Origin of the sequence: Microbacterium sp. CFBP9023, assembly GCF_034045055.1 — a bacterium.
GTDB lineage: Bacteria > Actinomycetota > Actinomycetes > Actinomycetales > Microbacteriaceae > Microbacterium.
Map to the genome: position 1 here is coordinate 567305 of NZ_JAXCWI010000003.1, position 15001 is coordinate 582305.

Consider the following 15001-nt stretch of genomic DNA (forward strand, 5'->3'; position numbering starts at 1 on the left):
TCAGCGACCCTGACGCTTCTTGTAGGGCTTCGGCTGACCCTTCACGATGGGCGCGCGACCTTTGCCCTTGGACGCCTTGGCCTTGCCGCCCGCCGGGCCCGCCGTCTTCGGCGCGGGCGGGGGAGCGGCGGCCACGGTCGCCTGCGCTTCGGCGAGGAACAGCTCTCCCACGTTCGTGAGTCGCGGCGTCCCCTCGCGATTGATCAACGTGTGTCCGACCTCGTCCTCGAGCTTGTCGAGAGAGGTGTACAGGGAGGCCAGGGGAATGCCCAGCTGGGAGGCGGCTCGGGGGAAGTGCAGCGTCTCAGCGAGGACGACGTAGCGACGGAGCAATGCCAGCTTCATGCGGGGGAACGGTCCTTCTGGATCCGCGACGATCACGGGTCTCCGTCTAACCTACGCGAGGCGGATGCGCGGCAGTCCCAGACGCACGGATGCCGCGGCTCGATGAGCCGCGGCATCCGGTGGCGGATCTCCTCAGGAGACCTGCGGAAGCACGGCGAAGGACACGGATCCCTCGTCATCGACGCCGGCGTCGAGCACCTTGTCATCGAGCGCGGCTGCGGCGGTCTCATCGAGGAAGAGTCGGGTGCCCGACACCTCGACGACCTGGTCGTCGGGTTCCGGGTCCGGCGTCACGAGGACGGCGAGGCGCGCACCCCCATCCGGTCCAGGGGCGGGCGTGGAGTGGATGCGAAGCCCGGCGTCGTCAGCGTCGGTCTGACGGCTGACGAGGGTGTTCACGATTGCGGTGGCGTTATCGGTGAGGGTGAGCACAAGACTCTCCTTCCGGTTGCGGTCACGACGCGGGTGCGGCGTGACGGGCCACGATTCCGCACTCGGCGGGACGATTCAACCCGACGCGCCCGTTCAGAGGGGTCTCACACCTGATGCAGAGGTTTTCTCAGGAACACCTGCTCGGTTCCGTCGCCCTGCGGCACGCGCTCGGCCTCCTCGTATCCGCATGACTCGTACAGGCGGATGTTGGCCTCGCTCAGACTGCCGGTGAAGAGCTCGGCCACATCCGCGCTCGACGCGCGTTCGGCCGCGTCGAGCAGCGTGCGCCCGATGCCCTCTCCCTGCATGTCGGGCGCGATCGCGATCCTGCCGATCAGTAGCACGCCGTCGTCCTCGACGAACCGGATGACCCCGACCAGCCGTCCGTCCTTCCGCGCCGCGAGGCCGCTGCTGGAACGCAGCTCGGCCTCCACTTCGGGGAGCGTCTGGGTCAGCGGGGGCATATCGGCGCTGCCGTAGATCTGCGCCTCCGACACGAACGCCGCGCGTTGCAGGGTGAGCACCTCACCCGCATCCGACTCCGAGGTCGGGCCGATCACCACATCCGATGCGTGGTCGTCGATCTCGGTCTGTGCTCTCTCTGATTTCGTCACTGCGCCACGATCTGATGAGACCGGGGGGACTGTCAACCCCCTCGATACGGGCCGCGAGCGGAGCTAATCTCGCAGTTTCCAACCCCAGGAGGACTCATGGCTGAGAAGAGCACGTCCAAGAGCGCGTCCAAGACCGGCACCGCATCCAAGCGCGGAGCGAAGACGACGAGAAGGCAGAACGCCGAGAAGGGATTCACGGCGTCGCCCACCCTCGCCGCGAACCTGCAGCTCGTGCTGGTCGACCTGATCGAGCTCTCACTACAGGGCAAGCAGGCACACTGGAACGTCGTCGGACGCAACTTCCGGGACACCCACCGTCAGCTCGACGAGATCATCCACGCCGCGCGCACGTTCAGCGACACGGTCGCCGAGCGGATGCGGGCACTGCACGCGGTGCCCGACGGACGCACGGACACGATCGCGGAATCGACCTCTCTTCCCGCGTTCCCGATGGGCGAGGTCTCGACGACCGACACGATCGACCTCATCACCGCGCGCCTCGAGGCGACGATCGGGACGATCCGCGACGTGCACGATGCCGTCGACGAGGAAGACCCCACGTCGGCCGACATCCTGCACGCGGTGCTCGAGAGCCTGGAGCAGTTCGCGTGGATGGTGAGTGCCGAGAACCGCACTCCCGCGACCAGCTGAGCTGACGTCTCACTCTCGTTCGTCCTCCCGCGTACGTTCGGCCTCTCGCCGGACCAGGCGCGGGAGGACGAGCCAGAGGAGGAGGACGGCGACCAGTGAGGAGACGAGCGCGATGAGCCCGGCGGCGCGATCGACGGTGAAGTCGATGATGAGGGTGGTCACACCGATCGTCAGTGCGGAGATCGCCACGAGGTCGATCTTCACGATCCGAGCGGCCACCCGGACGAGTTCGGGTTTGCGGCGGCGACCGAACAGCGCCCGGTGCATGCCCACCGGCGCGAGCGCCAGGATCGTCGCCAGCGCGGCGAGTGCCACTAGCACCACGTACAGATCCCTCTGGACCTCGTCCATGTCCTCGAAGCGGGGAGTGAAGGCGACGGCCAGCAGGAATCCGGTGAGGATCTGCGTACCGGTCTGCATCACTCGCAGCTCCTGCAGGAGCTCCTCCCAGTTGCGGTCGGCGCGCTCGTTCCGAGTCTCGTCGCGTCCGTCTCGTCGGTCGTCGAGCTCGCTCGACGGTGCAGATCGGTGGTCGGGTTCCATGCAGTCAGTTTTGCGGCACCGCTCGGAGTCTGTCCAGACTCTTGCGCAGATGCACTCGAGGAGCAGGGGATGACGCTTCCACCGATCCGCGAGTGGTGGCCCGGGCTGTCGCTCGAGGCGCGAGTCGAGGTGCTCGGAGATACCGCGCCGCACCTCGGCGAGCGAACGCGGGATGAGATCAGGACGATCACCGGGGCTGTGGTCGGCATGGCCGAGACGCTGTCCGACGACGATCTGGAGTACGCCCGTTCCGAGGCCCGGTCGGAGATCGAGCAGGAGGACTCGGCCTGAGACGGCGTTGTCAGCTGTCGCCGTTCGCGTGCTCCTCGCGCAGCCGCGGCACGGTGCGGCGTTCGGGACGGAGACCGGCCTTGTCTGCGTAGAACGCCCGGATCCTGTCCATGTCAGCGGCGACGTCCCCCGTCAGCTCGATCGTGGGGCCGAGTCCGGTGGTCATCGTGCTGCGGTCGACGAAACCGAGAGTCACCGGCATCCCGGTCTCTCGTGCGATCCGATAGAAGCCGGACTTCCAGTACTCGTTGCCCCCGCGAGTGCCGTCGGGCGTGATCACGAGGCCGAAGACGCCGCCGGAATGGACCTGCTCCACGACGTCGTTGACGACCCGCGCCGGGTCGGCGCGGTCGACGGCGATGCCGCCGAGACGACGCATGATCGGACCCCGCCACCCGCGGAACAGGCTGTTCTTGCCGAGCCAGTGCACCTCGATGCCCAGTCTCCACGCGATCGCCAGCATGAGCACGAAGTCCCAGTTGGACGTGTGCGGCGCACCGATGAGGATGGTGGGTCTCTGAGGAGTGGCCTCGGCGGTGAGGGTCCAGCGGCTGACTGCCCAGAAGAAGCGGGCGAGGAGTCGTTTGAGCACTCGTCCACCGTAGGGCAGAACGTCTGATGATCAGCCGCCCCCCGGCCGCCGCCGCATTTCCGCGCCATGCCGTCGCCACAGGCGTACGATCGAATGATGGCCAAGACACAGGACTCCGCCGAGCAGGACGCACCGACCGTGCTTCAGCCGCTGACCGGAACTCCGAACCTGCTTGATGACGACGCCGCCGGGTACTGCAGCGGCGGCGTCTGCCACTTCCCTGCGCCGAAGACGCAGTAGCAGGAGACGCCGCCGCAGCGGGACGATCAGTGCCCGCCGTGCGCTCCGCCGGAGACGTCGTCAGCCGGCTTGCGGACGAAGGGGCTCAGCGCCACCGCAGCCAGCGAGATGATCGCGGCGATGAGGAATGCCATGCGGGCACCCGGCGCACCGGCGACCGCCGTGGGGAGCCCTTCGGCTTCTCCGGCGTGCAGGATGGCGGAGTACGTCACCGTCAGCACCGCCACGCCCGCCGCGCCACCGACCTGCTGGAGGGTGTTCAGCACAGCGGAGCCGTGTGAGTACAGCGAACGCTGCAGCGACCCGAGCGACGCGGAGAACAACGGCGTGAACGACATCGCGAGTCCGACCGACATGGCCGCCTGCACGATGATGAGGACCCACCACACGGTGTGCTCGCCGACGGTCGAGTAGTAGAACAGCGCGGCCGACACCAGGATCGTTCCGGGGATCAGCAGCGGGCGAGTGCCGCGTGCGTCGTACACCCGACCCATGATGGGGCCGAGCAGACCCATCAGCACCGAACCGGGAAGCAGGATGAGACCGGACTCGAGGGCGTTGAGGCCGGCGACGTTCTGCAGGTACTGCGGCAGAAGGGTCAGCGTCCCGAACATCGACAGCGCGAGGATCGTCATGATGACGACCGAGAATGTGAAGTTCGCCGAACGGAACACGCGCAGGTCGAGCAGTGCGTCGTCGACCCGCTGCAGCACCAGCTGGCGCCACACGAACAGCGCGAGTGCGACGGCACCCACGACGAGAGCGACGACACCGGCGGTCTCGCCGGATCCGCCTTCCCCGCCGAACTGGCTGAGACCGAAGACGATGCCGCCGAATCCGAGAGCGGCGAGCGGGATGGAGACGACATCGAGGGGGACCACGCGGGTCTCACCCAGGTTGGTCATCCACTTGACGCCGATGAGCAGCGAGACGAGCGCGATGGGCAGGATGATCGCGAACAGCGCACGCCAGTGGAGCGTCTCGAGGACCGCACCGGCGAGCGTCGGTCCGATCGCGGGAGCGAGCGAGATGACGAGTCCGACGCGCCCCATCATGCGTCCGCGCGACTGGGCGGGGACGACGTTCATGATGGTGGTCATAAGGAGCGGCATCATGATGCCCGTGCCGGCGGCCTGGATGACGCGGCCGGCGAGGAGGATCTCGAAGCCGGGCGCCACGAGGGCGACCAGGGTTCCGAGCGAGAACGAGATCATCGCGGCGATGAAGACCTGACGGGTCGTGAAGCGCTGCAGGATGAACCCGGTCGTCGGGATGACGACCGCCATGGTGAGCATGAATGCGCTCGTCAGCCACTGGCCGAGCTCGGGCGGGATGCCCAGATCGACGTTCAGATGGGGGATCGCGATGCCCATCGTGGTCTCGTTGAGGATCGCGACGAACGCGGCGACGAGCAGGAGCCAGATCACGCGCATGTCGCTGCGGGCGATCTCGCCGCTGCGCGCGGGAGGGGGCGTGGTGATCGACCCGGTGTCGACGGCAGACATACGGCCTCCAAGGCACTGAAGAGAGGGGGAGATCGCGCGAGTGCGCGGGGACCACTCAGCGTAACCACAGGTTCGGACATTTCATTCCGGATCCCTCTGAATCCGCTCTCAGCGGACGGACGCCCGCGCTGAGCGCGTCCCGGGGTCATGCGTGCTGACTACGCTGGCGACATGAGCATGGGTGGTGGACGCGGGGGATTCCGCGGTGTGGACGAGAGCGCACAGCGTCGGCTCAACGCCGAGGCACCGCGCATCAGCGGGCTCGGATCCAGGGTGATCGCGCTGTTCCGTCCGTACCGCTGGCGCATCTTCTGGACCGGCGTATTGGTTGTGATCGGCGCCGCCATCGCCGTGATCCCGCCGCTGATCGTGCAGCGCATCTTCGACGACGCGCTCTTCCCCGTCGACGGCGGTGGCCCCCAGCTGCAGCTCCTGATCTGGCTGGTCTCGGCGATGGTCGGGCTCTTCCTCCTCTCCGCCGTCCTCGGCGTCGCGCAGACCTGGCTCACCTCGACCGTCGGCAACAGCGTCACGGGCGATCTGCGGGTCCGGCTGTTCGAGCATCTGCAGGCCATGGAGCTCGGATTCTTCACCCGGACGAAGACCGGCGTCATCCAGTCGCGTCTGCAGAACGACGTCGGCGGCGTCTCGGGCGTCCTGACCAACACCGTTACCAGCATCCTCGGCAATGTCGTGACGGTCATCGCCTCCCTCGTCGCGATGATCCTGATCGATTGGCGACTCACGCTGATCGCTGTCGTGCTCATGCCGTTCCTCATCATCGTGCAGCGACGCGTGGGGCAGGTCCGTGCGCGCATCGCCGGCGAGACCCAGGAGTCGCTGTCCGAGCTCACCTCCATCACGCAGGAGACTCTGAGCGTGTCGGGGATGCTCCTGTCGAAGGCGTTCAACCGACAGCGCACCGAATCGCAGCGATACCAGGCCGAGAACCGCAACCAGGTGAGGCTGCAGGTACGGCGGGCGATGAGCGGGCAGGGCTTCTTCGCGGTCGTCCAGGTGCTGATGGCGAGCGTCCCCGCGGTCATCTACCTCGTCTCGGGCTACCTGATCGCCGGTGGCACCGGCGCGATCACCGCGGGAACCGTCGTCGCCTTCACGACCGTCCAGGCCCGTCTGCTGCAGCCGCTGATGGGCCTCATGCGGGTGTCGCTCGACCTCCAGACGTCGTCTGCGCTGTTCGCGCGCATCTTCGAGTACCTCGACCTGGTGCCCGAGATCCAGGACGCCCCGGATGCGATCACGGTCGCTGAAGCGCCGGGGCCACGGGGACGGATCGAGTTCGCCGACGTCGTCTTCCGCTATCCGGACGCGGCACCCGATGCTCGCCCCACCCTGCAGGGCGTCTCCTTCGTGGCCGAGCCCGGTCAGCACGTCGCATTCGTCGGTCCCTCGGGTGCGGGCAAGACGACGGTGCTGTATCTGGCGCCGAGACTGTACGAGGCGCATGGCGGCGCGGTGCTGTTCGCGGGAGCGGACGTGAAGACCCTCACGCAGGAGTCGATCATCGACCAGGTCGGCATCGTCTCGCAGGAGACGTACCTGTTCCACGCGACGATCCGCGAGAACCTGCTGTACGCCAGACCCGACGCGACGGACGAGGAGATGATCGCCGCCTGCACCGCAGCGAACATCCATCACATCATCAGCGGGTTCGAAAACGGCTATGACACCGTGGTCGGAGAACGGGGATACCGTCTCTCGGGCGGTGAGAAGCAGCGCATCGCGATCGCCCGAGTGCTGTTGAAGGATCCGCCCGTGCTGCTGCTCGACGAAGCGACGTCCGCTCTCGACACGGTGTCGGAGCGCGTCGTGCAGGAGGCGTTGGACGAAGCGGCCAAGGGGCGCACGACGCTGACGATCGCGCATCGACTCTCGACGATCATGGGTGCCGACGTCATCCATGTCGTCGAAGCCGGCCTGATCGTGGAGTCGGGCACTCACGCCGAGCTCCTCGCGCGGGGCGGCCTCTATGCCGAGCTCGCCGCACAGCAGGTGGCCGCTTCGCGAGTGCTCGATACGGAGAGGGCCGTCGAGACGGCCGTCTCGGGAGGCGTGCGCGCCGCCCTCGCTCACCGTCGGGCCGACCGGGCTCCGGAGGATTCCGCCGGGGCGGATGCGGTCGACGCGCTCACCGCTCCGGTTCCGCTGCTCGACGTGTCCCGTGCCGACGAGCGGGTCTACCCGGCCGAGGGGTGAGACGTGCTCAGTGCACCGACAGGCCGCCGTCGATGAACAGCGACTGCCCGGTGACGTAGCTCGAGCCGGCGCCGGCGAGGAACACGGCCGCGGCCGCGAAATCCGACGGCAGTCCGTTGCGTCCGATCATGGTCCGTGCGGCGAGGGCGGCGATCTGCTCGGGGTCCTCCTGCAGCCGGGCGTTGAGCGGGGTGAGCACGAACCCGGGGACGAGACTGTTGCTCGTGACTCCGGTGCCTCCCCATGCCTCGGCCTCCGAGCGCATCAGCGACTCCACGGCTCCCTTCGAGGCGCCGTAGACGCCGCTGCCGACGAACGCGCGATGCGCCTGCTGGGAGCTGATGTGGATCAGCCGCCCGTAGCCCCGCTCGGCCATGCCGGTGGCATAGCGCTGGCCGAGCAGGAAAGGGGCGAGCGCATTCACCGTCATCGTCGCGTCCCAGTCGTCCTCGGTGATCTCTGCGAACGGCGGGCGGATGTTGATCCCTGCGGAGTTCACCAGGATGTCCGGCTCGCCGAACGGCTCGACGGCCGCTTCAGCGAGGGCTCGGATTCCCTCCCGCGTGCCGAGGTCTCCGGCGACTCCTGCCGCCCGGCATCCGGCGCGGGTGAGCTCCGCCACGGTCTCAGCAATCCGCGCTTCACCGCGCGCCACGATCACGGTCGAGGCGCCTGCGCTCGCGAGTGCCGTCGCGATGCCGCGTCCGATGCCCGAGCTGCCACCGGTGACGACGGCGGTGCGCCCCTCGAGCGAGAAGAGGTCGGCGAGGTACTGGTTCATCGGTCTCCAGAGTGCGGGTCTCACCACGCCAGCGCGGCGGTGAGGGCGGGATCGGGGCGGGCGGCGGCGTGCTCGGGGAGTGCCTCGATCTCGGCGACGAACGCGTCGACCTCGTCTGAGTAGTCCGGTTCGGTGTGCGTGCGCGCGATCTCGAGCAGCGGCGGAATGTCCATGGCCAGGATCAGCTCGAGACGGGCAGTGACGGCGGCCTGTGCCCCCGCCTCGTGCAGCACGCGGATTCCTCCGCGCAGAGCCGTGAGATAGTCGCGCAGCACGGGGAGCTTCGCACGCCCCTGCGTGATCGAGGTGCCGTCCGCGCGCAGGCGCCAGCGCACCACGGTGTCGGGGATGACATCGAAGCTGCGCGCCCGTGTGTACATCAGCTGGGCGACCACCTGATCCTCGTAGGCGACGCCCTCGGGGAACCTCAAGTCGTTCCAGAACTCGGTGCGGCTGACCTTCGACCAAGCCACGATGTTCGCGCTCGCTCGAGGGTGCTCCGCGATCGTGGTGGCGAGTCGTTCGGGCGACGTCGCTGCCGACACCCACGGCTGCACGCGCCCCGCGACGTAGCGCTCGCCGTCGAAGCGCGACCGCACGTAGGCGCCGGCGACGAAATCGCTGCCGGTCTCGGCGAGCGTCCCGACGAGTCGTTCGAGGGCCGAGGGCGTGAGTTCGTCGTCTGCGTCGAGGAAGCCGATCAGGGGAGTGTCGACGAGGTCGATGCCGACGTTCCGCGCGGCACCCAGGCCTCGGGACGCCTCGTGCTGCACCGCCCGGAACCGTGGATCCGATGCGGCGGCCGCGGCGAAGATCTCCGCCGTGTCGTCTCTGGATCCGTCGTCGATGAGGATCGCGTTCCACCGCGTCTCGGTCTGCGAGCGCAGCGACTCGAGTGCGGCAGGAGCGAAGGCGCCGATGTCGCGGCCGGGGACGATCAGGGTCACGATCGGGGCGGAGGCGGTCACGAGCCGAGTCTATGGCCGGCCGGTCGGGCTCGTCGTTCAGGGGTGGGTGACCGCGCGCACCGATTCGGCGACCAGCCCGGCGAGCCGTTCGGCCAGGTCGTGCGGGAGCGCCTCGCGTCCGAAGGTGAACCGCACAGAGGTCTGCGCGACCGCGGGGGAGATCCCGCATGCGAGAAGCACATGCGAGGGCTCGTCGCTTCCGGCGGCGCAGGCAGAGCCGCTCGACGACACCACTCCCCGACGCTCGAGCTCGAGCAAGACAGCCTCCCCGCTGACTCCGGCGAACGTGAAGCTCGCCGTGCCGGGCAGCCGTGCCACGGGGTCGCCGGTGAGGGCCGCCTGCGGCACGAGTGCGTGCACCGCGGCGATGAAGCGCCCCGTCGACTCAGCGACCCGGGCGCTCGCCTCCTCGCGCTCCGCGTCGGCGAGCTCCAGCGCTGTCGCGAGGGCCACCGCGCCCGCGACGTTCTCGGTGCCCGAACGGCGTCCTCGTTCCTGGCCGCCCCCGTGCATGAGCGGCTCGAGCGCGACGCGCCCTCGCACGGCGAGCGCTCCGATCCCCTTCGGAGCTCCGAGCTTGTGCCCGGCGATGGCGACGGCATCCGCTCCGAGGGCGCTGAGCGGCAGCCACCCCGCAGACTGCACGGCGTCGACATGCACCGGGACGCCTGCCTCCCTCGCGGCTGTTGCGAGGGAGGCCACGTCCTGGACCGTGCCGATCTCGTTGTTGGCGTGTCCGAGGGCGACCAGTGCGGTGTCATCGCGCAGGGCCTGCGTCAGAGCGGCGACGGAGATCCTGCCGAGGCCGTCGACGGGGATCGGCGTCACCTCGACGTCGTGGAAGCGCCGCAGGTGGTCGGCGGATTCGAGGATCGACTCGTGCTCGATCGGCGAGACGACCAGATGCCGGCGACCGCGTGCGAGGGCTGCCAGCACGATGCCCTTCACCGCGAGATTGTTCGATTCCGTTCCACCGGATGTGAAGATCACATCGCCCGCGCGCATGCCGAGCACTCGGGCCACCCGCGACCGCGCGTCGTCGAGTGCGCTCGCCGCGGCCTCACCGTACGTGTGGTGGCTCGACGGATTGCCGAAGACCCCGGTCAGAAACGGGCGCATGGCCTCGACGACCTCCGGTCGCACCGGAGCCGTTGCGGCGTGATCGAGATAGAGCATCCCCGTCAGTCGATCCGCACGTCGAGACCGAGATCGAGCGCCCGGGCGGAGTGCGTCAGGGCGCCGACCGAGATGACGTCGACCCCGGTCGCCGCGATCGCCCCGACCGTGTCGAGAGCGACCCCGCCCGAGGCTTCGACCTGCGCGCGATCGCCGATCATCGAGACCCCGGCGCGCAGGTCGTCGAGAGAGAAGTTGTCGAGCAGCACCGTGTGCGCACCCCCGTCGAGCACGGCGGGGATCTGATCGAGCCGGTCGACCTCGACGACTACGTGCGTCGTGTGAGGCAGTCGGGAGAGCGCATCCCGCAGAGCCGAGGCGAGGTCGACGCCCGAGCGCTTCAGCACCGCGAGATGGTTGTCCTTGGCCATCACCGCATCGGACAGCGAGAACCGGTGGTTGTGACCACCGCCCGAGAGCACCGCATGCCGTTCGAACGCTCGCATGCCCGGGGTCGTCTTCCGCGTGTCGGCGATCCGCGCCGATGTCCCCTCGACCGCGCGCACGTAGGCGGCGGTGGCTGTCGCGACACCGCTCATCCGCTGGGTGAAGTTCAGAGCGATGCGCTCGGCGGTGAGGATGCCGCGGGCCGAGCCGGATACCGAGGCGAGCACGTCGCCCGCATCGAAGGCGTCTCCGTCGCCCACATGCACGTCGACCGCGATCGCCGGATCGGTGAGGTGGAACGCGGCCGCGAACACCTCGCCGCCGCTGAAGGTGCCCGCTTCGCGCGCGACGAGGTCGGCAGTGGCGGTGGCATCCGCGGGAAGCAGGGTCGCGCTCGTCAGGTCGCCCCAGGGGGCGTCTTCCTCGAGGGCTGCGCTGACGACGCGGGTGATGTGGGCGGCGGTGAGCATCAGACTGTCTCCAGGAGAGGTGAGGCGAGGGGTTCGCGGAAGTGCGCACCGACGGAATCGGTGCGAGCGAGCGCGGCAGACGCGGTCGCGCGGGCGAGCAGGAGGAGGTTCGCATCCTCGCGCTCGCGGACGGTGGCCGGCTCGGGAATCGCGGCGAGCCAGCGGCCGACGATGGTTGCGGCGTGTCGCAGACCCTCTTCCGAGCGCAGCAGGCCGACGTGGTCCCACATCAGGCGCTGCAGGGCGGCGCGGCCGAAGTCGTCGCCGACAGCGGCCTCGCCGGTGGATTCCGACTCCTCGGACAGAGGTGCGCGAGGCGCCGAGCCGCGCTGCGAGCCGACGGGAGGATGCTGCCGGGGCGTGCCGAGCGCGGCCGCCGCGCGGGCTCCGAAGACCGCGCCTTCGAGCAGCGAGTTCGAGGCGAGGCGATTCGCACCGTGCACACCGGTGCGCGCGACCTCGCCCACGGCGAAGAGCCCGGGGACGGAGGTGCGCCCGTCGAGGTCGGTGACGACGCCTCCCATCAGATAGTGGGCGGCGGGTGTCACCGGGATCGGAGTGGAGGCCCAGTCGAGACCGCGTTCCCGCGTCACGCGATCGATCGTCGGGAACCGCTGCGCGAGCCTGAGTCCGCCGATCATGGTCGCGTCGAGACGCACGGGGGAGCTCTGTCGGGTGGACTGGCGGGCGATCGCCCGCGCGACGACGTCGCGCGGGGCGAGCTCGCCGTCCGGGTGGCTGTCGAAGACGAATCGCCGACCGTCGGCGTCCACCAGCGTCGCCCCTTCGCCGCGGACCGCTTCCGAGACGAGGAAGGCGGGACCCTCGGCCAGGATCGTCGGATGGAACTGCACGAACTCGAGGTCGGCCACCGCGGCCCCGATCCGCACGGCGGCGGCGATGCCGTCACCCGTGGTGCCGAGGGGATTCGTGGTGTGCGCATACAGGTGCCCTGCGCCGCCCGTGGCGAGCACGACCGCGTCGGCGGAGAGCTCCGAGACCGCCCCGCCGACCTGGACACGCACGCCGCGCACGACGCCGTCCTCGGCGATCACGTCGGCCAGGAAGGCGCCCTCCACGACGGTGACATCCGCGTCGCGGACCGAGGCCACCAACGCCCGGGTGATCGCTGCTCCCGTGGCATCCCCTCCGGCGTGCACGATGCGTGCGTGACGGTGCGCGGCCTCCCGCCCGAGCAGCACCCGCCCGTCGGGTGAGCGGTCGAACGCGACGCCTCGGGCGATCAGCTCCGCGATCCTGGTCGCGCCCTCGTACACGAGAACATCGACCGCGGCGGGATCCGAGAGTCCTGCTCCGGCATCGATGGTGTCTGCGGCGTGTTGTGCCGCCGAGTCGCCGACGCCGTAGATTCCGGCGACGCCGCCCTGCGCGTACCCTGTGCAGCCGTCGCCCAGCGCACCCTTCGTCACGATCGTGACCGAGTGGCCGGTCTCGTGCGCGTGCAGGGCCGTCGTGAGTCCGGCGATGCCCGAGCCGACGACGACGACGTTCATCGGGCGCTCGCCGCCACGGGCGGCTTCGCCGCCAGCATCCGTTCGAGGGCGATGCGGGCGGGGTCGGCCACGTCCGCCGTCACCGTGATCCGATTCGGCGTGCGGCCCGCGACGAGCTCTTCGAGCACCCAGGCGAGATACCCGGGGTGGATGCGGTACATCGTCGAGCAGGGGCACACCACCGGGTCCAGGCAGAAGATCTCGTGCTGGGGGAACTGCGCCGCGAGGCGACGGACGAGGTTGATCTCGGTGCCGATCGCGAAGGTGGTCGGCGTGGTCGCCGCGGCGATCGCCCGACGGATGTAGTCGGTCGATCCTGCCTCGTCCGCCGCGTCCACGACGGCCATCGGGCACTCGGGGTGCACGATCACCCGGACCCCGGGGTGCTCGGCCCGCGCCTGGTCGATCTGATCCACGGTGAAACGGCGGTGCACCGAGCAGAACCCGTGCCAGAGGATCACCTGCGAGTCGACGAGCTGTGCCGCGGAGGATCCGCCGAGCGCCTGGCGCGGGTTCCACATCGGCATCCGCTCGAGCGGTACGCCCATCGCCTTCGCGGTGTTGCGGCCGAGGTGCTGGTCGGGGAAGAAGAGCACGCGCTGACCGCGCTCGAATGCCCACTCGAGTACGGTCTGCGCATTCGAGGAGGTGCACACGATTCCTCCGTGGCGCCCCACGAAGCCCTTGATCGCGGCCGACGAGTTCATATACGTGACGGGGATCACCGGCACTCGTCCACCCGCATCGGGTGTGTCGAGGTCGCCCAGCACGTCTGCGAGCTGCTCCCAGCAGTCCTCGACCTGATCGATGTCCGCCATATCGGCCATCGAGCATCCGGCCGCCAGATTGGGCAGGATCACGGCCTGGTCGGGTCCCGAGAGCAGGTCAGCTGTCTCGGCCATGAAGTGCACTCCGCAGAACACGATCGCCTCGGCGTTCGGACGCTCCTTCGCCGCGGTCGCGAGCTGGAACGAGTCGCCCACGTAGTCGGCGTGCCGCACGACCTCTTCGCGCTGGTAGAAGTGCCCGAGCACGACGGCGCGGTCACCGAGGGTGGCCTTCGCGATGCGGATGCGCTCGTCGAGGTCGGCCTCGCCGGCCTCTCGGTACTCGGCGGGGAGCTCTCCCTGCCGCGGAGCGCCGGTGGGGATGACGTCGCCCATCGACGACCCGGGACCGTATCCGGGGCGGGAGTCGAAGTCCCAGGGGCCGGCGGCGAGGTCGGTCGCGCACGTCGCGTCGGTCGAGGCGCCGGACACGATCGACTGGATCGCGTGATCGACAGAGGCGTCGATCGGCTGGACGACCGGTGTGGGAACGAAGGTGATGCTCATCGGGTGCTCGTCTCCTCGGGGCCGAGGGGGCCGTGATCGGCCAGCTCGACGTCGGTGTTGTAGCGGTACAGGCGGGCGGGTCGGTGGTTGCCGGTGCGGAACCGGTCGGTGGGAAGGAGGTTGCCGGCGGATTCGACCTGGCGGCGGAAGTTGGCCGGATCCAGGTGCTTGCCGAGAATGGCCTCGTACGCCTCGCGGAGATCCGCCAGGGTGAACTCGGCAGGAAGGAAGCCGTGGGCGACGCGGCTGTAGCCGACCTTGTTCCGCAGTCGCCACAGGGCGTACTCGACGATCTTCGTGTGATCGAAGGCCAGCGCCGGGAGCTCATCGAGGTCGACCCAGCGCACGTTCTCCGGAGCCTTGCCGGATGCCCGATGCGCCGCGCTCTGCGCGTCGACGTCATCCTGGCGGAGCAGTGCCCAGTACACGATCGACACGACGCGGGTGGGGGAGCGGTCGACGGCCCCGAAGGCGTAGAGCTGCTCGAGATAGCTCGGCGTCAGTCCCGTCGTCTCGGCCAGAGTCCTGGCTGCGGCGTCGACAGCCGATTCGGTCTCGGTGAGCCAGCCGCCGGGGAGGGCCCACTGGCCGGCGAACGGCTCGCGCGTGCGCAGCACGAGTGGCAGCGCGAGCACCGCCGAGCCGTCCTCGGTGCGTCGAAGGGTGAGGATCACGGTCGACACGGCGACGTCGATGCCTCTGCTTTGGGTCATATGTACCTTAACCTCCTGCTCCGATCTTAGTGTCATCTCGACTGTTAGTGCATCTTCATGACGCCACCGCCCCTGAGGCCGAAACGTTATATACCAGCGTTCTGGACTCTTGTCGCTATGAAAGGGATTTGTTAGGTTACTGTCCTAACAAATCCCTTTCGGGATCTGTTGCGAACTCCGTCCGGAGTTCGACTCCACCCGGAGAAATCCCTCCTGCAGTGCAGCACC

General features: G+C 68.9%; 17 protein-coding genes. 4 read left to right on the top strand and 13 right to left on the bottom strand.

The genetic code is table 11. The features are described 5' to 3' along the window. The 3 genes from SOM10_RS17355 to SOM10_RS17365 all read right to left on the bottom strand — a co-directional run bounded on the left by SOM10_RS17355 (position 1) and on the right by SOM10_RS17365 (position 1391). Entirely contained in the window at positions 1-345 is a 345-nt protein-coding gene (locus SOM10_RS17355) for a LysR family transcriptional regulator (RefSeq protein WP_053099048.1), read from the bottom strand. Positions 346-477: 132 nt separating this feature from the next. Beyond that, entirely contained in the window at positions 478-777 is a 300-nt protein-coding gene (locus SOM10_RS17360; RefSeq protein WP_053095543.1) for a Fe-S cluster assembly protein HesB, read from the bottom strand. 104 nt (positions 778-881) lie between these two features. Continuing rightward, positions 882-1391 carry a GNAT family N-acetyltransferase gene (locus SOM10_RS17365; protein WP_372984305.1) on the bottom strand — a complete coding sequence of 170 codons (510 nt, stop codon included), beginning with the start codon at positions 1389-1391 and terminating at the stop codon, positions 882-884. 96 nt (positions 1392-1487) lie between these two features. On the opposite strand from SOM10_RS17365, the gene SOM10_RS17370 reads away from it, so the two are divergent. Continuing rightward, a complete protein-coding gene (locus tag SOM10_RS17370) occupies positions 1488-2042 on the top strand; it encodes a DNA starvation/stationary phase protection protein (protein ID WP_320491333.1) in 555 nt (184 codons plus the stop codon). 9 nt (positions 2043-2051) lie between these two features. Here SOM10_RS17370 and SOM10_RS17375 read toward each other — a convergent pair whose 3' ends face one another. Continuing rightward, the gene (locus SOM10_RS17375; RefSeq protein WP_056278016.1) at positions 2052-2585 is read right to left on the bottom strand and encodes a DUF6328 family protein; all 534 of its coding nucleotides are present in this window, start codon (positions 2583-2585) and stop codon (positions 2052-2054) included. 69 nt (positions 2586-2654) lie between these two features. Here SOM10_RS17375 and SOM10_RS17380 point away from each other — a divergent pair, with 69 nt between their 5' ends. Beyond that, complete coding sequence (locus tag SOM10_RS17380; protein WP_053095546.1) at positions 2655-2876, top strand: hypothetical protein; 222 nt, start codon at positions 2655-2657, stop codon at positions 2874-2876. Positions 2877-2886: 10 nt separating this feature from the next. Here SOM10_RS17380 and SOM10_RS17385 read toward each other — a convergent pair whose 3' ends face one another. Then, positions 2887-3468, bottom strand: coding sequence for a 1-acyl-sn-glycerol-3-phosphate acyltransferase (locus SOM10_RS17385; protein WP_053095547.1), 582 nt, complete (start codon positions 3466-3468; stop codon positions 2887-2889). Positions 3469-3564: 96 nt separating this feature from the next. On the opposite strand from SOM10_RS17385, the gene SOM10_RS17390 reads away from it, so the two are divergent. Beyond that, on the top strand, positions 3565-3708 hold the full coding sequence (locus SOM10_RS17390) for a hypothetical protein (RefSeq protein WP_164481686.1): 144 nt from the start codon (positions 3565-3567) through the stop codon (positions 3706-3708). 26 nt (positions 3709-3734) lie between these two features. On the opposite strand, the gene SOM10_RS17395 is transcribed toward SOM10_RS17390, so the two are convergent. Then, the gene (locus SOM10_RS17395; protein WP_053095548.1) at positions 3735-5213 is read right to left on the bottom strand and encodes an MDR family MFS transporter; all 1479 of its coding nucleotides are present in this window, start codon (positions 5211-5213) and stop codon (positions 3735-3737) included. A 171-nt stretch (positions 5214-5384) separates the two neighbouring features. Here SOM10_RS17395 and SOM10_RS17400 point away from each other — a divergent pair, with 171 nt between their 5' ends. Continuing rightward, a complete protein-coding gene (locus SOM10_RS17400; protein WP_320491334.1) occupies positions 5385-7430 on the top strand; it encodes an ABC transporter ATP-binding protein in 2046 nt (681 codons plus the stop codon). A 7-nt stretch (positions 7431-7437) separates the two neighbouring features. On the opposite strand, the gene SOM10_RS17405 is transcribed toward SOM10_RS17400, so the two are convergent. From SOM10_RS17405 to SOM10_RS17435, 7 genes are read right to left on the bottom strand one after another with little or no spacing between them, the layout of a single operon-like run. Continuing rightward, positions 7438-8211 carry an SDR family NAD(P)-dependent oxidoreductase gene (locus tag SOM10_RS17405; RefSeq protein ID WP_320491336.1) on the bottom strand — a complete coding sequence of 258 codons (774 nt, stop codon included), beginning with the start codon at positions 8209-8211 and terminating at the stop codon, positions 7438-7440. Between the two features lie 20 nt (positions 8212-8231). After that, a complete protein-coding gene (locus tag SOM10_RS17410; protein ID WP_187249376.1) occupies positions 8232-9179 on the bottom strand; it encodes a glycosyltransferase family 2 protein in 948 nt (315 codons plus the stop codon). Positions 9180-9215: 36 nt separating this feature from the next. Next, positions 9216-10355 carry a cysteine desulfurase family protein gene (locus SOM10_RS17415; RefSeq protein ID WP_320491337.1) on the bottom strand — a complete coding sequence of 380 codons (1140 nt, stop codon included), beginning with the start codon at positions 10353-10355 and terminating at the stop codon, positions 9216-9218. Positions 10356-10360: 5 nt separating this feature from the next. Beyond that, entirely contained in the window at positions 10361-11212 is an 852-nt protein-coding gene (nadC, locus tag SOM10_RS17420) for a carboxylating nicotinate-nucleotide diphosphorylase (protein WP_053095552.1), read from the bottom strand. Next, entirely contained in the window at positions 11212-12726 is a 1515-nt protein-coding gene (nadB, locus tag SOM10_RS17425) for an L-aspartate oxidase (protein WP_320491340.1), read from the bottom strand. Before nadB ends, nadC begins: the two co-directional genes overlap by 1 nt. Further along, on the bottom strand, positions 12723-14060 hold the full coding sequence (nadA, locus tag SOM10_RS17430) for a quinolinate synthase NadA (RefSeq protein ID WP_053095554.1): 1338 nt from the start codon (positions 14058-14060) through the stop codon (positions 12723-12725). The genes nadB and nadA overlap by 4 nt, the downstream gene beginning before the upstream one ends. Then, positions 14057-14773 carry an NUDIX hydrolase gene (locus SOM10_RS17435; RefSeq protein ID WP_053095555.1) on the bottom strand — a complete coding sequence of 239 codons (717 nt, stop codon included), beginning with the start codon at positions 14771-14773 and terminating at the stop codon, positions 14057-14059. Before SOM10_RS17435 ends, nadA begins: the two co-directional genes overlap by 4 nt. Positions 14774-15001: the final 228 nt, after the last annotated feature.